This is a genomic window from Amycolatopsis sp. ATCC 39116, from assembly GCF_000231075.2.
Taxonomy (GTDB): Bacteria; Actinomycetota; Actinomycetes; order Mycobacteriales; family Pseudonocardiaceae; genus Amycolatopsis_E; species Amycolatopsis_E tucumanensis.
This window is the reverse complement of sequence record NZ_AFWY03000044.1, coordinates 37804-53050: the sequence shown is the minus strand read 5'-3', so window position 1 is coordinate 53050 and position 15247 is coordinate 37804. Positions and strand designations below refer to the sequence as shown.

14 protein-coding genes are annotated in these 15247 nt (G+C 69.5%); 5 read left to right on the top strand and 9 right to left on the bottom strand.

The window, feature by feature from the left end; all coding sequences use genetic code 11:
* Nucleotides 1-4: 4 nt before the first annotated feature.
* From AMY39116_RS0331705 to AMY39116_RS0331695, 3 genes are read right to left on the bottom strand one after another with little or no spacing between them, the layout of a single operon-like run.
* Nucleotides 5-358 carry a hypothetical protein gene (locus AMY39116_RS0331705; protein WP_020421627.1) on the bottom strand — a complete coding sequence of 118 codons (354 nt, stop codon included), beginning with the start codon at nucleotides 356-358 and terminating at the stop codon, nucleotides 5-7.
* A gap of 49 nt (nucleotides 359-407) precedes the next feature.
* The gene (locus AMY39116_RS0331700) at nucleotides 408-863 is read right to left on the bottom strand and encodes a hypothetical protein (RefSeq protein WP_020421626.1); all 456 of its coding nucleotides are present in this window, start codon (nucleotides 861-863) and stop codon (nucleotides 408-410) included.
* Nucleotides 864-900: 37 nt separating this feature from the next.
* A complete protein-coding gene (locus tag AMY39116_RS0331695) occupies nucleotides 901-1575 on the bottom strand; it encodes a TetR family transcriptional regulator (protein WP_051123634.1) in 675 nt (224 codons plus the stop codon).
* A gap of 91 nt (nucleotides 1576-1666) precedes the next feature.
* On the opposite strand from AMY39116_RS0331695, the gene AMY39116_RS0331690 reads away from it, so the two are divergent.
* The 3 genes from AMY39116_RS0331690 to AMY39116_RS0331680 are packed head-to-tail and all read left to right on the top strand — an operon-like array spanning nucleotide 1667 to nucleotide 4057.
* On the top strand, nucleotides 1667-2713 hold the full coding sequence (locus AMY39116_RS0331690; RefSeq protein WP_020421624.1) for a ferredoxin reductase: 1047 nt from the start codon (nucleotides 1667-1669) through the stop codon (nucleotides 2711-2713).
* 12 nt (nucleotides 2714-2725) lie between these two features.
* On the top strand, nucleotides 2726-3853 hold the full coding sequence (locus AMY39116_RS0331685) for an acyl-CoA desaturase (protein ID WP_020421623.1): 1128 nt from the start codon (nucleotides 2726-2728) through the stop codon (nucleotides 3851-3853).
* 9 nt (nucleotides 3854-3862) lie between these two features.
* Nucleotides 3863-4057 carry a hypothetical protein gene (locus tag AMY39116_RS0331680; RefSeq protein WP_020421622.1) on the top strand — a complete coding sequence of 65 codons (195 nt, stop codon included), beginning with the start codon at nucleotides 3863-3865 and terminating at the stop codon, nucleotides 4055-4057.
* A gap of 503 nt (nucleotides 4058-4560) precedes the next feature.
* On the opposite strand, the gene AMY39116_RS0331675 is transcribed toward AMY39116_RS0331680, so the two are convergent.
* Both AMY39116_RS0331675 and AMY39116_RS0331670 read right to left on the bottom strand, forming a co-directional pair.
* The gene (locus tag AMY39116_RS0331675; RefSeq protein ID WP_020421621.1) at nucleotides 4561-6192 is read right to left on the bottom strand and encodes a class I adenylate-forming enzyme family protein; all 1632 of its coding nucleotides are present in this window, start codon (nucleotides 6190-6192) and stop codon (nucleotides 4561-4563) included.
* 42 nt (nucleotides 6193-6234) lie between these two features.
* On the bottom strand, nucleotides 6235-7119 hold the full coding sequence (locus tag AMY39116_RS0331670) for a hypothetical protein (protein WP_027936388.1): 885 nt from the start codon (nucleotides 7117-7119) through the stop codon (nucleotides 6235-6237).
* Nucleotides 7120-7451: 332 nt separating this feature from the next.
* On the opposite strand from AMY39116_RS0331670, the gene AMY39116_RS0331665 reads away from it, so the two are divergent.
* Complete coding sequence (locus AMY39116_RS0331665) at nucleotides 7452-8537, top strand: calcium:proton antiporter (protein ID WP_020421620.1); 1086 nt, start codon at nucleotides 7452-7454, stop codon at nucleotides 8535-8537.
* On the opposite strand, the gene AMY39116_RS0331660 is transcribed toward AMY39116_RS0331665, so the two are convergent.
* The gene (locus AMY39116_RS0331660; protein WP_020421619.1) at nucleotides 8527-10995 is read right to left on the bottom strand and encodes a LuxR C-terminal-related transcriptional regulator; all 2469 of its coding nucleotides are present in this window, start codon (nucleotides 10993-10995) and stop codon (nucleotides 8527-8529) included. The two genes, AMY39116_RS0331665 and AMY39116_RS0331660, sit on opposite strands and share 11 nt — an antisense overlap.
* 107 nt (nucleotides 10996-11102) lie before the next feature.
* On the opposite strand from AMY39116_RS0331660, the gene AMY39116_RS0331655 reads away from it, so the two are divergent.
* A complete protein-coding gene (locus AMY39116_RS0331655) occupies nucleotides 11103-11681 on the top strand; it encodes a dihydrofolate reductase family protein (RefSeq protein ID WP_020421618.1) in 579 nt (192 codons plus the stop codon).
* Between the two features lie 92 nt (nucleotides 11682-11773).
* Here the strand turns inward: AMY39116_RS0331655 and AMY39116_RS0331650 are convergent, their stop codons facing one another.
* The 3 genes from AMY39116_RS0331650 to AMY39116_RS0331640 are packed head-to-tail and all read right to left on the bottom strand — an operon-like array spanning nucleotide 11774 to nucleotide 15175.
* The gene (locus tag AMY39116_RS0331650) at nucleotides 11774-12256 is read right to left on the bottom strand and encodes a hypothetical protein (RefSeq protein WP_020421617.1); all 483 of its coding nucleotides are present in this window, start codon (nucleotides 12254-12256) and stop codon (nucleotides 11774-11776) included.
* A 37-nt stretch (nucleotides 12257-12293) separates the two neighbouring features.
* Entirely contained in the window at nucleotides 12294-12929 is a 636-nt protein-coding gene (locus AMY39116_RS0331645; RefSeq protein ID WP_020421616.1) for a hypothetical protein, read from the bottom strand.
* Complete coding sequence (locus AMY39116_RS0331640) at nucleotides 12926-15175, bottom strand: glycoside hydrolase domain-containing protein (protein WP_157358764.1); 2250 nt, start codon at nucleotides 15173-15175, stop codon at nucleotides 12926-12928. Before AMY39116_RS0331640 ends, AMY39116_RS0331645 begins: the two co-directional genes overlap by 4 nt.
* Nucleotides 15176-15247 lie beyond the last annotated feature (72 nt).

The window sequence follows — 15247 nt, the reverse complement described above, 5'->3', positions numbered from 1 at the left end:
ACCGTCACCGCTGCCGGCCGGGTGGCCGGGGTTCTTCGAGCAGCATCGCGCGCAGGAGTTCCCGTGCCTGACGGCGGATCTGCACCGAGTCGCCGTGGCCGCCGATGGTCCAGAGCAGCTCGGCCAGCGCGCAGCCCGCCGTCTTCTGCAGCGAGCCCAGGTACTGGGCGAAGTGCTGGGCCCAGCGCCCGTGCAGGGTCACCAGCAGCTCGTCGCCGAACTGGTTGCGCAGCACGATTTCGTCGCCCTCACGCTCCTGGGTCCAGAACGGCAGCGCGCCCGCGAGCGAGCGCCACTGGTCCGCCAGCTCGGCGATCCGCTTCCGCTCCAGGCGGTCTTCCTCGTCCTGCCGGTTCATCGTGCACTCCCTACCCTCCGTGCACGACGCTAGAACAGGTGTTCGATGATCACAAGCTCGGGGTGGGTGCCGTCTCAGGTTCCGCCGGCTGCACCTGGACCTCGAAGCCGTAGCCGGGAGACGGCGGGAAACCGGCTTCGCCGATGGCCTGGATCGACACGCTGTCACCGGGGAAGAGGTACCCGGATCCCTTGATCGGCTCCGGATTCGTGCCGCACGGGAACATCACCGTGTGCCAGTCCTCGCGTGGCGACCGGTATCGCACACCCATTTTCGGCGTGCTCAGCATCTGCGCCGCCGGGCAGGTGCCGGAAACGCTCAGCTCGATCGAATAGGCCTGGTCGCCGTCCTTGGTCACGGCGCCTTCGACCTGCAGGCCCCAGCCGTTCCCGTAGTACGACGTGAGAAACGCCGGCTCGGCGGCGGCGGGCGCCGTGGCCAGCAGGAACGCGGCGGCGGTCAGTACGGCGATCTTTCGCATGAATTCGACGTTCGCAAGCGCCATCGGAGTGCGCAAACCGCCGGTGTCCCTCGAATGAGGGTCACTGCCAGTGCTCGGCGCCGCGGGCGATCAGTTTCAGCCGGTTTTCCGCGGTGGCCAGAATGCGTTCGTCGGATTCCGCGCTGCGCGGCACGGTTTCGATGAGTTCCACCGCGGTGGACAGCAGCATCGTGACGATCATGTCGGCGAGCATTCGCAGGTCGTCCGTCCGCCAGCGGCGCAGGCAGTCGAACCGAGCGAGGTCGACGGCCAGGTCGCCGGCGAACATGCGCAGTTCCGTGCGCGCGGCCTGCGGCACCGCGCCGGACCCGCCGTGTCGTTCCCTGGTCAGGAAGCGGAAGTGGGCCTCATGCGCGCGGGTGTACTCGTGCAGGGTCCGCACGATGGTGCGGGCGACGTGGTCGAAGTCGGTTCCGGTGTCGCGCGCGGCGTCGAGCATCCGGCGCAGGACCGCCATCGACTCGCCGAGCAGCACCAGGCCCAGCTCGTCCATCGACGTGAAGTGCCGGTAGAAGGCGGTGGGCACGATGTCCGCCTGCTTGGTCACCTCGCGCAGGCTGAGCACCGCGAACGGGCGGTCGGCGAGCTGGGCGAGCGCGGCGTCCAGCAGGGCCTGGCGGGTGCGCTGTTTGCGTTCCTGCCGGCTCACGGGCTTCACGGACTCGGCCGACACGTCGCCGATCCTACGTCCGGTTCCGGGTGCGACCTGCGTCACGCCCGCACCTCCTTCGGTTGACAGCGCCCCCGCCGGGTACGCCACCATTGAGTGTACAAGTGTTCTCCGAAAATGATCCCGGGGAGGAATCATGCGGCTCGCCGCGATCGCCGAGGCGCTGCTCACCCCGCACGGCATCGACCGCTACCTGGAGCTCATCGACCCGATGCTGGTCCGCCGCGAGATCCGTGGCGAGGTCACCGCGGTCGAGCACCAGACCCCCGACACGGTCACCCTGACGCTGAAGCCGAGTTCGGCGTGGCGCGGCTTCCAGGCGGGCCAGTACGTGCGGGTGTCGGTGGACATCGACGGCGTGCGCCGCACCCGGTGCTACTCGCCGGCCGGTTCGCAGCACCGGGACGGGCGGCTGGAGCTGACGATCAAGGCGCAGGGTCTGGTGTCGCAGCACCTCTACCGGGCCCGGCCGGGCTGGGTGCTCGGCCTGTCCCAGGCGGACGGCACGTTCACCCTGCCCGAGCCGCGACCGGAGAAGCTGCTGCTGATCAGCGGCGGCAGCGGCATCACTCCGCTGATGTCGATGCTGCGCACCCTCGCCGACGAGGGGCACCAGGGCGAGGTGGTGTTCCTGCACTATGCGAACACTCCGGACGACGTGCTCTACGCCCGCGAGCTGGCGCGGCAGGCTCCGAACGTGCGGGTCGTGCTCGCGTGCACGCACGCGGCGGGCGGCGAGCTGAGCGGGTTCTTCTCGCGGGACCACCTGGTCGAGGCCGCACCCTGGTACGCCGACGCGGTGACGTACCTGTGCGGCCCGGCGCCCCTGATGGACTCGGTGCGCGCTGTGTACGACAGCGAACAGTTGGGTGAACAACTGATCACCGAAGAGTTCACGCCGCCGGAGCTGGTGATCGACGAGTCGGCGGCCGAGGGCACGGTGCGGTTCGCGCACAGCGGCGTCGAGTTCCCCAACTCGGGCCGCCCGCTGCTGGAACAGGCCGAGGAGGCCGGGCTCCGCCCGGAGCACGGGTGCCGGATGGGCATCTGCTTCTCCTGCACGAAGGTCAAGGCCCGCGGCCGGGTGCGGAACGCGAAGTCGGGCGAGGTGTCCGGCGAAGAGAACGAAGAGATCCAGCTCTGCATCTCCGTCCCAGCCGGGGACGTGGAGATCGACGCGTAGAGGAGCCTTCCCATGACCGGCTTGCAGGACCGGCTGACGCCGGAGCAGATCGAGGAGTTCGGCCGCGAGATGGACGCGATCCGGCAGCGGATCGTCGCCGACCTCGGCCAGGACGACGTCGACTACATCAGGAACGTGATCAAGACCCAGCGCGGGCTGGAGGTCGCCGGGCGGGCGCTGATGTTCGCCGGGTTCTTCCCGCCGGCCTGGCTCGCCGGGGTCGGCGCGCTGTCGCTGGCGAAGATCCTGGACAACATGGAGATCGGCCACAACGTGATGCACGGCCAGTACGACTGGACTCGCATCCCCGAGCTGAGCTCGCAGAAGTTCGAGTGGGACACGATGGCGCCCGCGGAGAACTGGCGGCACTCGCACAACTACATCCACCACACGTTCACCAACGTGCTCGACAAGGACCGCGACATCGGGTATGGCATCCTGCGCATCGACCCGGCGCAGAAGTGGCACCCGTACTACCTGGGCAACCCGGTGTACGCGACGGTGCTGGCGTTCATCTTCCAGTGGGGCGTGATGTTGCACGACCTGGAGTTCGACCGGGTCGTGCGTGGTGAGCGGAAGTGGTCGGACCCCGAGCTGAAGCAGATGCGCGAGCGGATGGCGCGCAAGGCGGTGAAGCAGGTCGGCAAGGACTACGTGTTGTTCCCGCTGCTCACCGGCCCGCTCGCGCCGCTGACGTTCCTGGGCAACGCGTCGGCGAACCTGACCCGCAACCTGTGGGCGTTCGCGATCATCTTCTGCGGCCACTTCCCGTCCGACGTCGAGAGCTTCACCGAGGAGGAGACCGAGAACGAGACGCGGGGCCAGTGGTACCTGCGCCAGATCCTCGGCTCGGCGAACATCACGGGCGGCCCGCTGTTCCACATCCTCAGCGGCAACCTTTCACACCAGATCGAGCACCACCTGTTCCCGGACATCCCGGCGCGGCGGTACCCGCAGATCGCCGCGGAGGTGCGGGCGGTGTGCGAGAAGTACGGGCTGCCCTACAACACCGGGCCGCTGCACAAGCAGTTGTGGTCGGTGGCGAAGAAGATCGTGAAGTTCGCGCTGCCGCCGCGGCCTCGGCAGGCGGACCGGACGCCCGATACGCTGGCGTCCGACAGGGTTTCCGCGGCGGCGTGAGGACGTGTGATGGTCGATCCGATCGAAAGCGGCAAGGACACGGTCCAGGTGCTGACCGAGTCGGCAGCCACCCACATCGGCAACATAGCGACGATCATCACCGGCGCGGTGCGCGACATCGCCCGGGAAACGGGCGACTGGCTGACGGACCTCTTCGAGATGAGGGAAGCAGCAAGGCGCGCAAACGCCGACAAGCAGGACTAGCAGGTTCTTCGGGGCACACCACCGAACCGCCGCCCGGCAACGAAAAGCAAGCGGCCACCCCAACCAGACCTCCCCCGCCCCCGATCCACAGCCGATCTTTAGTCGCCGATCAGGCGTGTCAAGGTACTCTTTCCCGCCTTGACACGGCTGCTCGGCGACTGAAACACAATCAGGCATCGGGGGCGGGGGTGGTCGGAAGGTGACCGTTCGGCGCCGTGAGGCGCTGTTTCCGCGCGCAGGCGCGGGTTTAAAGATCAAAAGAGTCCTCGCCGGACGGGCAGGCTCCGGGATGACCAGGGGTTGGGTGCCTCGTCTCACCTCGTGCAGTGGGTCGCTGGGTGGTCATCCCGTCGCCTTCCGGTTTGTGCATATCACCTTGCGCCAGGGCCGCAAGGTTGGCATGGTCGGCTGCCGGTTGGCGGCCTGGGTTGCGGCCCTGGCTCAAGGTGATCGTTACGTGTCAGGCGACGGGATGACCACCCAGCTCGGGTTTTGTTCAAAGATCAACTGCCGCGCAGTGCGCGTCGCAGTAGTTTGCCCGACACTGTTTTCGGCAGTTCCTCCAGGAACTCCACTTGGCGTGGGTACTTGTACGCCGCCATGCGTTCCCTACAAAACGAAATCAATTCCTCCGCCGTGACCGCAAACCCGGGCCGCAGGCTGACGAACGCCTTGACCGTCTCGCCCCGGTACTCGTCCGGGACGCCGACCACCGCGGCTTCCCGCACGGCTTCGTGTTCGTACAACACGTCTTCGACCTCGCGCGGCCACACCTTGTACCCGCCCGCGTTGATCTGGTCCTTCTTCCGGTCCACCACGTAGAACCAGCCCTGGGCGTCCATGTACCCGACGTCGCCGGTGTGCAGGCGTCCGCCGGGAAGCGCCTTCTCCGTCTCCGCCGGCTTCTCCCAGTACCCGGCCACCACCTGCGGCCCGGACGTCACCAGCTCGCCCACCTCGCCTGCGGGCAGCTCCCGGCCGTCCTCGTCGACGACCCGCACCACCGTGTCGTACACCGGCACCCCGACCGACAACGCGCCGGAAGCGGGGTCCACCGGCGCTTCCACCCCGAACGGGACCGCGTGCGACGGCGACGTCGTCTCCGTCAGGCCGTAGCAGTTGTGGATGTAGGTGCCGAACATCGCCTGGAAGGCCTTCACCGTGCTCGGCGGGATCGGCGCCCCGCCCGAGTAGATCTTCCGCAGCGAAGCCAGCGCTTCCCGATCGACGTCGGGCACGTTCATCAACGCGATGAACACCGTGATCGACCCGACGGTGAACGTCGCCCGCTCCGCGCGCACCGTCTCCACCGTGCGCGCCGCGTCGAAGCGGTGCATCAACACCAGCGGTGCGCCGACCAGCAGGGCCACCGCGATGTGCCCGATCAGCCCGGTGATGTGGAACAGCGGCGCCACCCCGAGGATCACGTCGTCCGCGCCCAACCCCACCCAGTCCCGGTAGGTCTGGGCGTTGAAGACGACGTTGCGGTGCGTCGTCATGGCGCCCTTCGGCGGGCCCGTCGTGCCCGAGGTGTACGTCAGGAACGCGATGTCGTCCGGTCCGAGCGTCACCGGCGGCGGCGTCACGCCCCGGAACCGCGCCAGCATCCCCGCCAGGTCAACGGTTCCCGGGCACTCCACCGGCGAACCGGGCTCCGCGCGGTACTCCAGTTCGGACGTCGTCAGCACCGTCCGCACCGCGGTCCCCGGCACCACCTCCGCCGCCACCTCGTGCCACAGCGACTGCAACGTCACCAGCACCGTCGCGCCCGAATCGGCCAGCAGCTGCCCCAGTTCGCGTGCGCGGTTCATCGGGTTGACCGACACCGCGATCCCGCCCGCCTTCCACGTGCCGACCTGTGCGATCACGAACTGCGGCACGTTCTGCGCGTAGATCGCGACCCGCTCGCCGGGACGGAACCCGGCGTCGGTGATGCCCGCGGCGAACGCATCGGTCAGCTCGTCCAGCTCGCGCAGCGTGATGCGGCCGCCGAAGTACCGCAGGATGTCCGCGTCCGGATCCCGCGCCACGGACGCCCGGAACATGGCCAGCGCGCTGTCGTGCTCGACGGTGATCCCCGCCGGCTGCCCCGGCGCGTACCGCGCCAGCCACGGCCTGTCGTCGTAGACGCTCATCACCGGCGATGATCCGCCGCGGCCGGTGCGGGCGTCAACAGGTCAGCGGTGGCGCCGGTCGTCCCGGTCGTAGTGGCGGTCGCGGTCGTGCCCGTAGTCGTAGTCGTACTCGTAGTGGCGCTCGTAGTCGCGCCAGTCCGGGATTTCGTAGTGCGGCACGGAGTACTGGGGCACCGAGTACCGCGGCTGCGGCGCCTGCTGCCGGGTCTGCTTCGGAGCCGCCTGCTGCGTCGTCTTCTTCGTCGCCGGCGCGGTGGCCTTTGGCGTCGACGTCTGCGGCGCGGCCTGCTTCGTCGCGGCGATCGGCAGGATGCCGGTGAACTGGCCCGCGGGCAGCACGGCGTCATCGGCGTCGTCCTGCCCGGCGACGGTCGGCTCCTGCGGCGCGGCGTGCCCGCCTGCCAGGCTGACCGGCTCGGCCGTCCCACCCGGCCCGGCGATCCACCCGCCGACCAGCATCGCGCCGGCCAGCGTCAGCCCGGCGCTCGCGGTCGCCAGGATCAGCGGCCTGTTGCGCCGCTCCTTGGCGGGCTGCGCGTCAGCGTCTTCGTCGACCGGCACGATCAGCGGCTCGGCCGACTCGGCGTCCGGGATGCACGCCTCGAACACGATCGTCTGCGCCGCCTTGACCTCAGCGACGACCTCCGCGGCAGGCGGGACCCGGGCGGCAGGAGGAGCCGGGGCGACGGGCGTGGTCGCGAGCGCGGCGGGCGTCTGCTCACCGGTCATCGAGCCGGGCGCCGTGGTCCGGCCGGCGCCGCCTTCGTCGGAGCCGCGCAGGGTGGCGCCCACCGTGCCTGCCGAACCGAACGAACCGGTCCCGAACACCCGCATCCCGGCGGTGCTCGCCACCGGCGGGCGCTCCAGGCGCCGTGGGGACTTCGAGTCGAGCACGGAGATGGCGGCGACCATGGTCGGCATCGTCATCTCGGCGGGAGAAGGCGCGGGGACACGGCTGTGACGCCGGCGAACCGGGCGATCACTGCGCGCGAGCAGTTCGGCGACCGTCGTCGCCCCGCTTCCGGTTCCCAGGCTGTGGGCACCTGTCGTCACAGGGCGTACCTTTCTCGTCACTCGTCCAGGTCGTTCCGCGTCGAGCCGTCGCGCTTTCTATCGGCCCGGGGGCCAAGATCGGTACCCCGGTGTGACACAGGTCGCTTCAGCGCGCGAGAACAACCCACCCAGGGGTGAAAGGGCACCACACACCGGCGTCGCGCGCAAGCCCGGCCCCTTGCGGATCTCTGTGGCAGTGTGGGCCCGTGGGCGCGCGCATCCGATCCCGGCTGACCGACTGGACCGTCCTCGCCCCGCTGGTCGCCGTCGTCGCGCTGGTGCTGAGCTGGGGCCGCGAACTCCCGTTGCCGCTCGTCATCGTGGTCGCGCTGTGCCTGGCGGCGGCCGTGCTCGCCGCGGTCCACCACGCGGAGGTCGTGGCTCACCGGATCGGGGAACCGTTCGGGTCGCTCGTGCTGGCCGTCGCCGTCACGGTGATCGAAGTCGCCTTGATTGTCACTCTGATGGCTGACGGTGGGGCGAAGAGCGCCACGTTGGCACGCGACACCGTGTTCGCCGCCGTGATGATCACCTGCAACGGCATCCTCGGCGTGTCCCTGTTGGTCGGCGCGCTGCGGCACCGGGTCGCCGTGTTCAACGCGGAGGGCGCAGGCGCGGCGCTCGCGACCGTCGCGACGCTGGCCACGCTGAGCCTGGTCCTGCCGACCTTCACCACCAGCCGCCCCGGCCCGGAGTTCTCCCCGGCCCAGCTGGCGTTCGCGGGCGTGGCGTCGCTCGTGCTGTACGGCCTGTTCGTCGCGATGCAGACCTACCGGCACCGCGACTACTTCCTGCCGGTCAAGCAGGGCGCCGACGAACACGCCGAGCCGCCCAGTTCCGGCGCCGCCTGGTTCAGCCTGGCGTTCCTGCTGGTCGCGCTGGTGGCTGTGGTCGGCGACGCGAAGGTGGTGTCCCCGGCGATCGAGGCCGGGGTGGACAACGCCGGCCTCCCGCACGCGGTGGTCGGCGTGGTGATCGCCCTGCTGGTCCTGCTCCCGGAGACCCTCGCCGCGGTGCGGGCCGCCCTGCGCGACCGCATCCAGACCAGCCTCAACCTGGCGCTCGGCTCGGCGATGGCGAGCATCGGCCTCACCATCCCAGCAATAGCGCTCGCCTCGATCTGGCTGCCCGGCACGCTGGTGCTCGGCCTCGGCAGCACCCACCTGGTGCTGCTCGCGCTCACCGTGGTGACCGGCGTGCTGACCGTCGTGCCCGGCCGCGCCACACCCCTGCAGGGCGGCGTCCACCTCGCCCTGCTCGCGAGCTTCATCTTCCTGGCCGTCAACCCTTGACCGGAGCGCCGGGTGCCGCCGGGCGGTCGGCACTGGCCGCCGCCAGCTCGGTGCGGTTCGTGACGCCGAGCTTGGCGTAGATGTGCGACAGGTGCGTCTTGACCGTGCTGCGGCTCATGAACAGCCGGGCCCCGATCTGCGGGTTGTTCAGCCCCTGCACGGCCAGGCGCACCACGCTCTCCTCGGTGGGCGTCAGGCTGGCCCAGCCGCTCGACGGCCGCCCGCGCTTCCCGCGTGCGCGGCGGGCGTAGTCGATGGCCTCGCGCAGCTCCATCGCGTTCCCGGCCACCGGCCCGTGCGGCAGGCCTATGTCCTGCTTCGCGCGTTCGCACGCCTGCCGCAGCGGCTCGTCGGCAAGTGCTTCGAGGCTGCTGACGCAGTTGAGCCACAGCCCGTGGCCCAAGCGGATGGCGAGTGCTTCGTGGTGCAGGTCCTCGGAATCTGACAGGAACGCGGACTGCTCCAGCGCGTCGGCGATCACCTTCGGCATCCCGGCCTGCCGGGCGGCGGTGAGGGCGCGCTCGCACACTTCCGCCGCCTGTTCCGGGTTCCCGCTGAGCCGCAGCGCCTCGGCGAGCCCGACGAGCGCGGCCGGGGTGCCGTCGCGCCGGAACCAGTCAGCTGCCTCGGCCGGTTCACCGGACCACAGGTGCAGGCAGCCCTTCGCCCTGGCCAGGCCCGGCACGAACGGCGGTGACTTGGCGCCGTAGACCAGCCGGACCATCGGATCGAGCGCGGCCCGCGCCGCGTCGAGGTTCCCGGCGGTCCCTTCGACCAGCGCGAAGACGCTCGTCGCGGACCCGATGCGGTGGTAATCCTCCAGCGGCCGCGCCATGCGCACGGCCTCGGCTGCGAGTTCCCTGGCCTGTGCCACCTGTCCGGTGTAGAGCGCGCTCGCGGCGTGGAACGACAACGCGGTCGACGCGACCCCGCGGTCCCGTCGGCTGGTCAGGCCGGAAACCGCGGTTTCCAGCAGCGGCACGGCGGTCGCGTGGTCGTCGCGGAGGTGGGCGATGATGCCCAGCAACGCGGTCGCGCCGTCGCGCACGAAGCCGTTTTCGTTCGCGCGGGCCTGTTCGGCGAGCTTGGCCGCGGTGTCGAAGTCCCTGGCCAGTTCGCCGAGCGCGCTGAGGAGCGTGGCCAGGCCGTCGTCGGGGACGATCTCCAGGGCGGTTCGGGCGGCGTCGTTGTCGAGCCCGGTGGTGTCGGCGACGAGGGCGAGCCCGGTCAGCAGCCGGGCCTGCAGTTCGGTGCCGTCGGGGCCGCGGTCGATGGCCCGGCGCAGCAACGTGATGCCTTCGTGGCCGCGGCCGTTGAGGTGCCACAGCCATGCGAGCCCGGCGGCCAGCCGCCGTCCGCGGTCCGGGTCGTCCGCGGCGAGGCCGTGCTCGATGGCGGCGCGCAGGTTCTCCTGGTCGGGGCCCACCGCCGCGCGCCACGCGTCCTTGTCGGTGTCGAGCAGCGGCGCGGCTGCCTCGACGATCGCGCCGAACGTGTCCAGGTGCCGGTCGCGGACCTCGTCGGTTTCACCGGCGGCGGCCAGCTTGGCGAGGGCGTACTGGCGGATCGTCTCCAGCATCCGGTACCGCGTGGTGGGTCCGGTGGTGTCGGCGATGACGAGCGACTTGTCGACGAGCCTGCCGAGGCCGGTGAGGACTTCCATCCGCGGCCCGCACACGCCTGCGGCCGCGTCGAGCGTGAAGCCGCCGGAGAAGACGCCGAGGCGGCGGAAGAGGACGCGGTCGGGTTCGTCGAGCAGGTCGTGGCTCCACGCCATGGAGGCCGCGAGCGTCTGGTGCCGGGCCGCCACGCCGCGTGGTCCGCGGACCAGGAGGGCGAACCGGTCGTCGAGGCCGTCGAGGATCTCGGCGACGGTGAGGGTGCCGGACCAGGCCGCGGCCAGCTCGATCGCGAGGGGGATCCCGTCCAGCCGGGCGCACAGCGTGGTGGTCGCGCCGGTGTCCGGGGCGCCGGAGCGGGCCATGAAGAGCGCGGCGGCGTCCGCGGCGTTGAGCGAGGGCACCCGCCAGACGCGCTCACCGGGCACCCCCAGCGGTTCCCGGCTGGTGGCGAGGACGGTCACGTTGGGGCAGGTGGTGATCAGTTCGAGGGCGGCGTCCGCGGCGGCGGCGAGGACGTGCTCGCAGTTGTCGAGGCAGAGCAGCATCCGGCGGTCGCCGATCTGGCGGGCCAGGGAGCCGTGGTCCGGGGTGAGCAGGGTGCCGGTGGCCGCGGCGAGGAGTTCCGGCACGACGGTCGGGTCGTTGGTGGCGGTGAGGTCGGCCCAGCGCACGTCGTCGTGGGTGCCGGCCACCTGGAGGGCCAGGCGCGTCTTGCCGCACCCGCCCGGCCCGGCGACGGTGACCAGGCGGTTGGCGGCGAGCTCCGCGGCGAGCGCCCGCAGCTCCTCGGAGCGCCCGACGAAGGGCGTGAGCTGCGGTGGCGGGGTGGCTGACATCGCGGATCAGTGTGCCACCCCGGATGGTGGCCAGGTGGCCGATATTTCCGGCTCGCTCGACCGGCAGGGTCATGGGTGTCCGGTTCACGAGACGGAGGAGAACGAAGATGAGCAAGGTCATCGCCAACATGTCCATGTCCCTCGACGGTTTCATCGCCGACCCCGGCGATGGCATCGACCTGCTGTTCGGGTGGATGGGCAACGGCGAGGTGGAGGTCCCGACCGCCGTGGAGTGGGCGACGTTCCGCATGTCGCCGGCGAGCGCGGACTACATGAAGGCGGCGATGGCGCGGGTCGGAGCCCTCATCGCGGGCCGCCACCTGTACGACATCACCCACGGCTGGGGAGGCAAGCACCCCATGGGGGTTCCGGTGGTGGTGGTCTCGCACTCGACGCCGGCGGAGGTCCCGGAGGGCTTCACGTTCGTGTCCAGCGTCGAGGAAGCGGTGCGGGTGGCGTCCGACCTGGCGGGCTCGAAGGACGTGGTGATCGCGAGCGCGAAGATCGCGCAGCAAGCCCTGGACGCGGGCCTGCTGGACGCCATCAACGTGGACCAGGTGCCGGTGCTGCTGGGCGAGGGGGTCCGCTGGTTCGAGAACCTGGCAAAGGTCCCGGTGCGCCTGAGCAACCCCACGGTGGTGGAGGGCAACGGGGTGACGCACCTGGCGTACGAGGTGGTGCGTTGAGCTCGTGTCCGGCCCGGTTGACGCGCCGGGCCGGACACGTGATCACCGGTGTGTGCCCGCACCTCACGAGCCGAGCTCTCCGCTACGCCGACTCAGTACCAACCGACGTCGGCGACTTCCATGCCGGAGCAGATCACCGACCCCCTCGCGAGCCGCCCGTTGAGGTTGTTCGCCATCTGTGTGTAGGCGTAGTTGAGGCCGTCCGTCGTTTCGGTCACCCAGCCGTGGTACCGACCGGTCTCACCGGGTTCCAGCCGGTTGAGCCGGACGTAGCAGTACGACTCGATGTTGTCTGCGCGGGCATAGGCGCCGCAGCTCCCGTGGTAGTACAGCTTCAACGTGCCGACCCGGCCGTACCAGGTGAAGGAGTCGGTGTCGACCACCCGGAACGCCCCCGAGCACGGGGTGTTCGCCGGATACCGGCCCTCGTAGGCCAATCCGACCCGCGCGTAGTCCCCGCCCCACAGGGGCTCCGCGTTGGCAGTGCCGACGACCACGCCGGTGAACGCGGCAGCCGTGGCCGCGAGAACCGTGGCGATACGGGTGAACAGGCGTCTCGACCGCAGTGTGCGCATGGCAGTCCTTTACTGGCTGGTGGAGTGGACTGGAGTGTCAGTACTTCCACCGCCGCAGCACCCCGGCCAGCTCGGCGAGCCGGGCGTCGCCGGGTGCGACGGTGATGTCGAAGTGCGCTTCGTCGGGGACGGCTCGGTCCCCGCCCCACGACACGACCCCACGGCAGTCGTCCAGGATCGCGCGTATGGCGGCAATCTGAGCGGGGAACAGGTTCCCCCGGCTGCCCGCCGGGCACCAGCCGGGCCGGATGTCGACCGCCGTGCCGGACGAGTGGTTGTCCTCGGGGGACGGTGCAGAGGTGTCGGGCACCCGGTACCCGATGACTTCGCCGGGCTGCAGGGTGTCGACCTCGTAGTGGTAGCGCCGGACCACGTGCCCGAGCACGGCCTGCACATCGCCGATGCACAACGCGACTGCCAGCCCGGTGCCCGCGATCGAGCGAGTCCAGATCGCACCGCCGATGTCGGCGCCCTTCTCGACTGGCCAGCCGTTGGTGCTGACCGTGCCGGTGCTCACCGCTGCGAGCTTCTCCGCGGCGAGGTCGGGATCGACGGGTTCGGGTTGCCGGGCCTGTGCCGCACCGCTGAACACCGGTGCCAGCGCGGACGACACTGCGATGACGACGCCGGCGCGCAGCATCGTTCGGCGGGCGAAACGGTCCTCCGTGGTCACGCCGTCCCCTCCCGCAGTGGCTTGTGGTACTTCTCGAAGACCCGGTAGAGCCCGAGCAGCTGGTAGCCGTAGTTCTCGGCGTCGGAGTTCGTGCCGTTGTACCGCGCCAGCGTTCTGCGGGTCTGTTCCTCGGTGTAGTCGACCGCGGGCCGCGGCAGTCCGATGTCCGCGGCACCCTCGATCAGGACGAGCGGCACGGTGCTGATGTTGTAGTTGTTGTCCTCGTTCAGCTTGTGCCACACGGACATCCGTTGGTCCTCATTTTCGGCGTCCATGATCGTGCCGCCGATGATGCCCTGGCGGATGCAGTGGTTGCGGGCCCTGATCGCGGTCCTGGCGAAGATTTGCGCGAGGCCGGTGCTGCTGTCGTCCTTCAGCCCGAGCCTGACGGCGTCGTCCGCGGGCGGGTCTGCGGCGTTGAACTTCCGGATTTCCCACAGGAGCGGGCACTGGATCAGGGCCTTGCGCATCCGCAGGGTCCGAGCCAGCGCGGTGATCAGCCCGTCGACCTGGAGCGTCGCGTCGTAGGCCTGTGTGGTCGTGCGCAGGGTGAGAGCTTCACCGCCCGGCCCGCCCGACTCCGGCACGTTGATGGATTCCAGGTACGCCTGGACGTCGCGCAACATCGCATCCCGCCACGCCATGTCGAAACCGACGTCGAGACCGAAGTAGAAGCTGGGGGAGAAGGTGTTCTGGCCGATGTCCCGCCCGTTGGAGATGTTGTTGTCGATCTCCACCGCACCGGTGCCCGAACCGACCGTCACGGTCGCGATCTGGTCGAAGGCCCAGTCGCTCGGCATCGGATAGCCGAGGTTGCCGGAGAACCCGGTGGACATGTCGGAGACGAAGCTGGCTGTGCTCAGTCCGGCAGCGCGCACGCGACTGCACACGTTGCGAGGCCCGTAGATGCCGACCGAGTACTCCGGCCCGTGCTCGTCCATCACCGTCTTGATCCCCTGGAAGTGCGGGATCACGTTCTCGGTGACCTGGTAGTCCAGCGCGTCGAAGTCGACCGCGAAGTAGATGCGGGTGCCGGGCTCGAACCCGTGGTACCGGGCCCAGCTGATGGCCGCGAACGCGTCCCCCATGCCCTGGCCGGTGCGGAAGTAGCCGGCTTCGCCGCCGTAGGTCTGGTAGATGGGGAAGACCCGCAACCCGGCCGTGGTGATGGTCTCCAGCTCGAAGGGCTGGATCATCTTGTTGAGGGAGGACCCCGGGACGTTGCACAGGTAGCGGCCCACCACCGTGTAACCGGCGTTCCTGAGGGCCAGGGCGCGGTCGAGCGTCACTTCGGTCACCGTGTCGCACGCGCTCCCCTTGCGGGTCTCGTCGCCGCAGGAGACCAGGAGCGATGCCCAGGTCTGGTAGTCACCGCGGCTGGTTTCGGGCAGCGCGACGAACCGCTGGAACTCCCGGACCTGTGCCGCGAGGTCGCTGGTGAACGAGCTGCTGAAGGTCACGCCGTCCCGCTGGTTGAAGATCATCGCGGCGGTGAACAGCTGCACCCAACGGCCGGACGAACCGACGGCGACCTCGTTGCTGCGGATGCCTGCTTTGGTACCGGGGCCGAACCGGCCGTTCGCGACGTCGTCGCTCATGCCGATCTGGAACTGGATCGCCAAGAGCAGCGCTTTTTGCACGTCGCGGGAGAAATGACCGTCGCAGGGGATGACGAAGAAGTCGCGACGACTGATGAAGTTGCCGTTCAGCCATTGCTGGACCGTGCGAATCTGGTCCCGGCCGTTGTTCACGACGACGTAGGGATCCATGGTCAACAGCCCCTTGAAGACCTTCGGCGTGAGCCCCGTCCCCGGATAGGCTCCGTCGACACCCATATCGCGTTTCAGTCGCGCCACTGATTCCGCGACCTCGCTGTCGTAGACGCCTTTGAGGTCCCCGCCGGGGTACCCCTTGCAGTACAGGCCGTATGCGACGATCCGATTGATGTTGCCATGGGTGTTCCCACTGTCGATGACGGGGAACTTCTGCTGCAGGGTGGCCAGTGTGGTCGGGCCGAAGGAGTCCGACAACGCCGTGATCCCGAGTTCGTACTGCAACGCTCGGGTCAGCGCGTACATGATGGACCAGCTGGTCTTGCCGTCCTCCTCCAATTTCGGGATTCCGGCCACGTCGTAGGAGTTGATGAATCGCTGGGCCATGCGCACCATCTCATCGGCCATGTGGATCAGACCGATCTGCGGTAAGCGCGCACGACAATGACGGAATCGTTCACGTTGATCCCCCAAGATCCCCAGTGTGAGTTGGAGTTTAAGCGCAGCTTCCAGGCGCGCCGTAGGGCTGAAAGAGTGACGATGTCC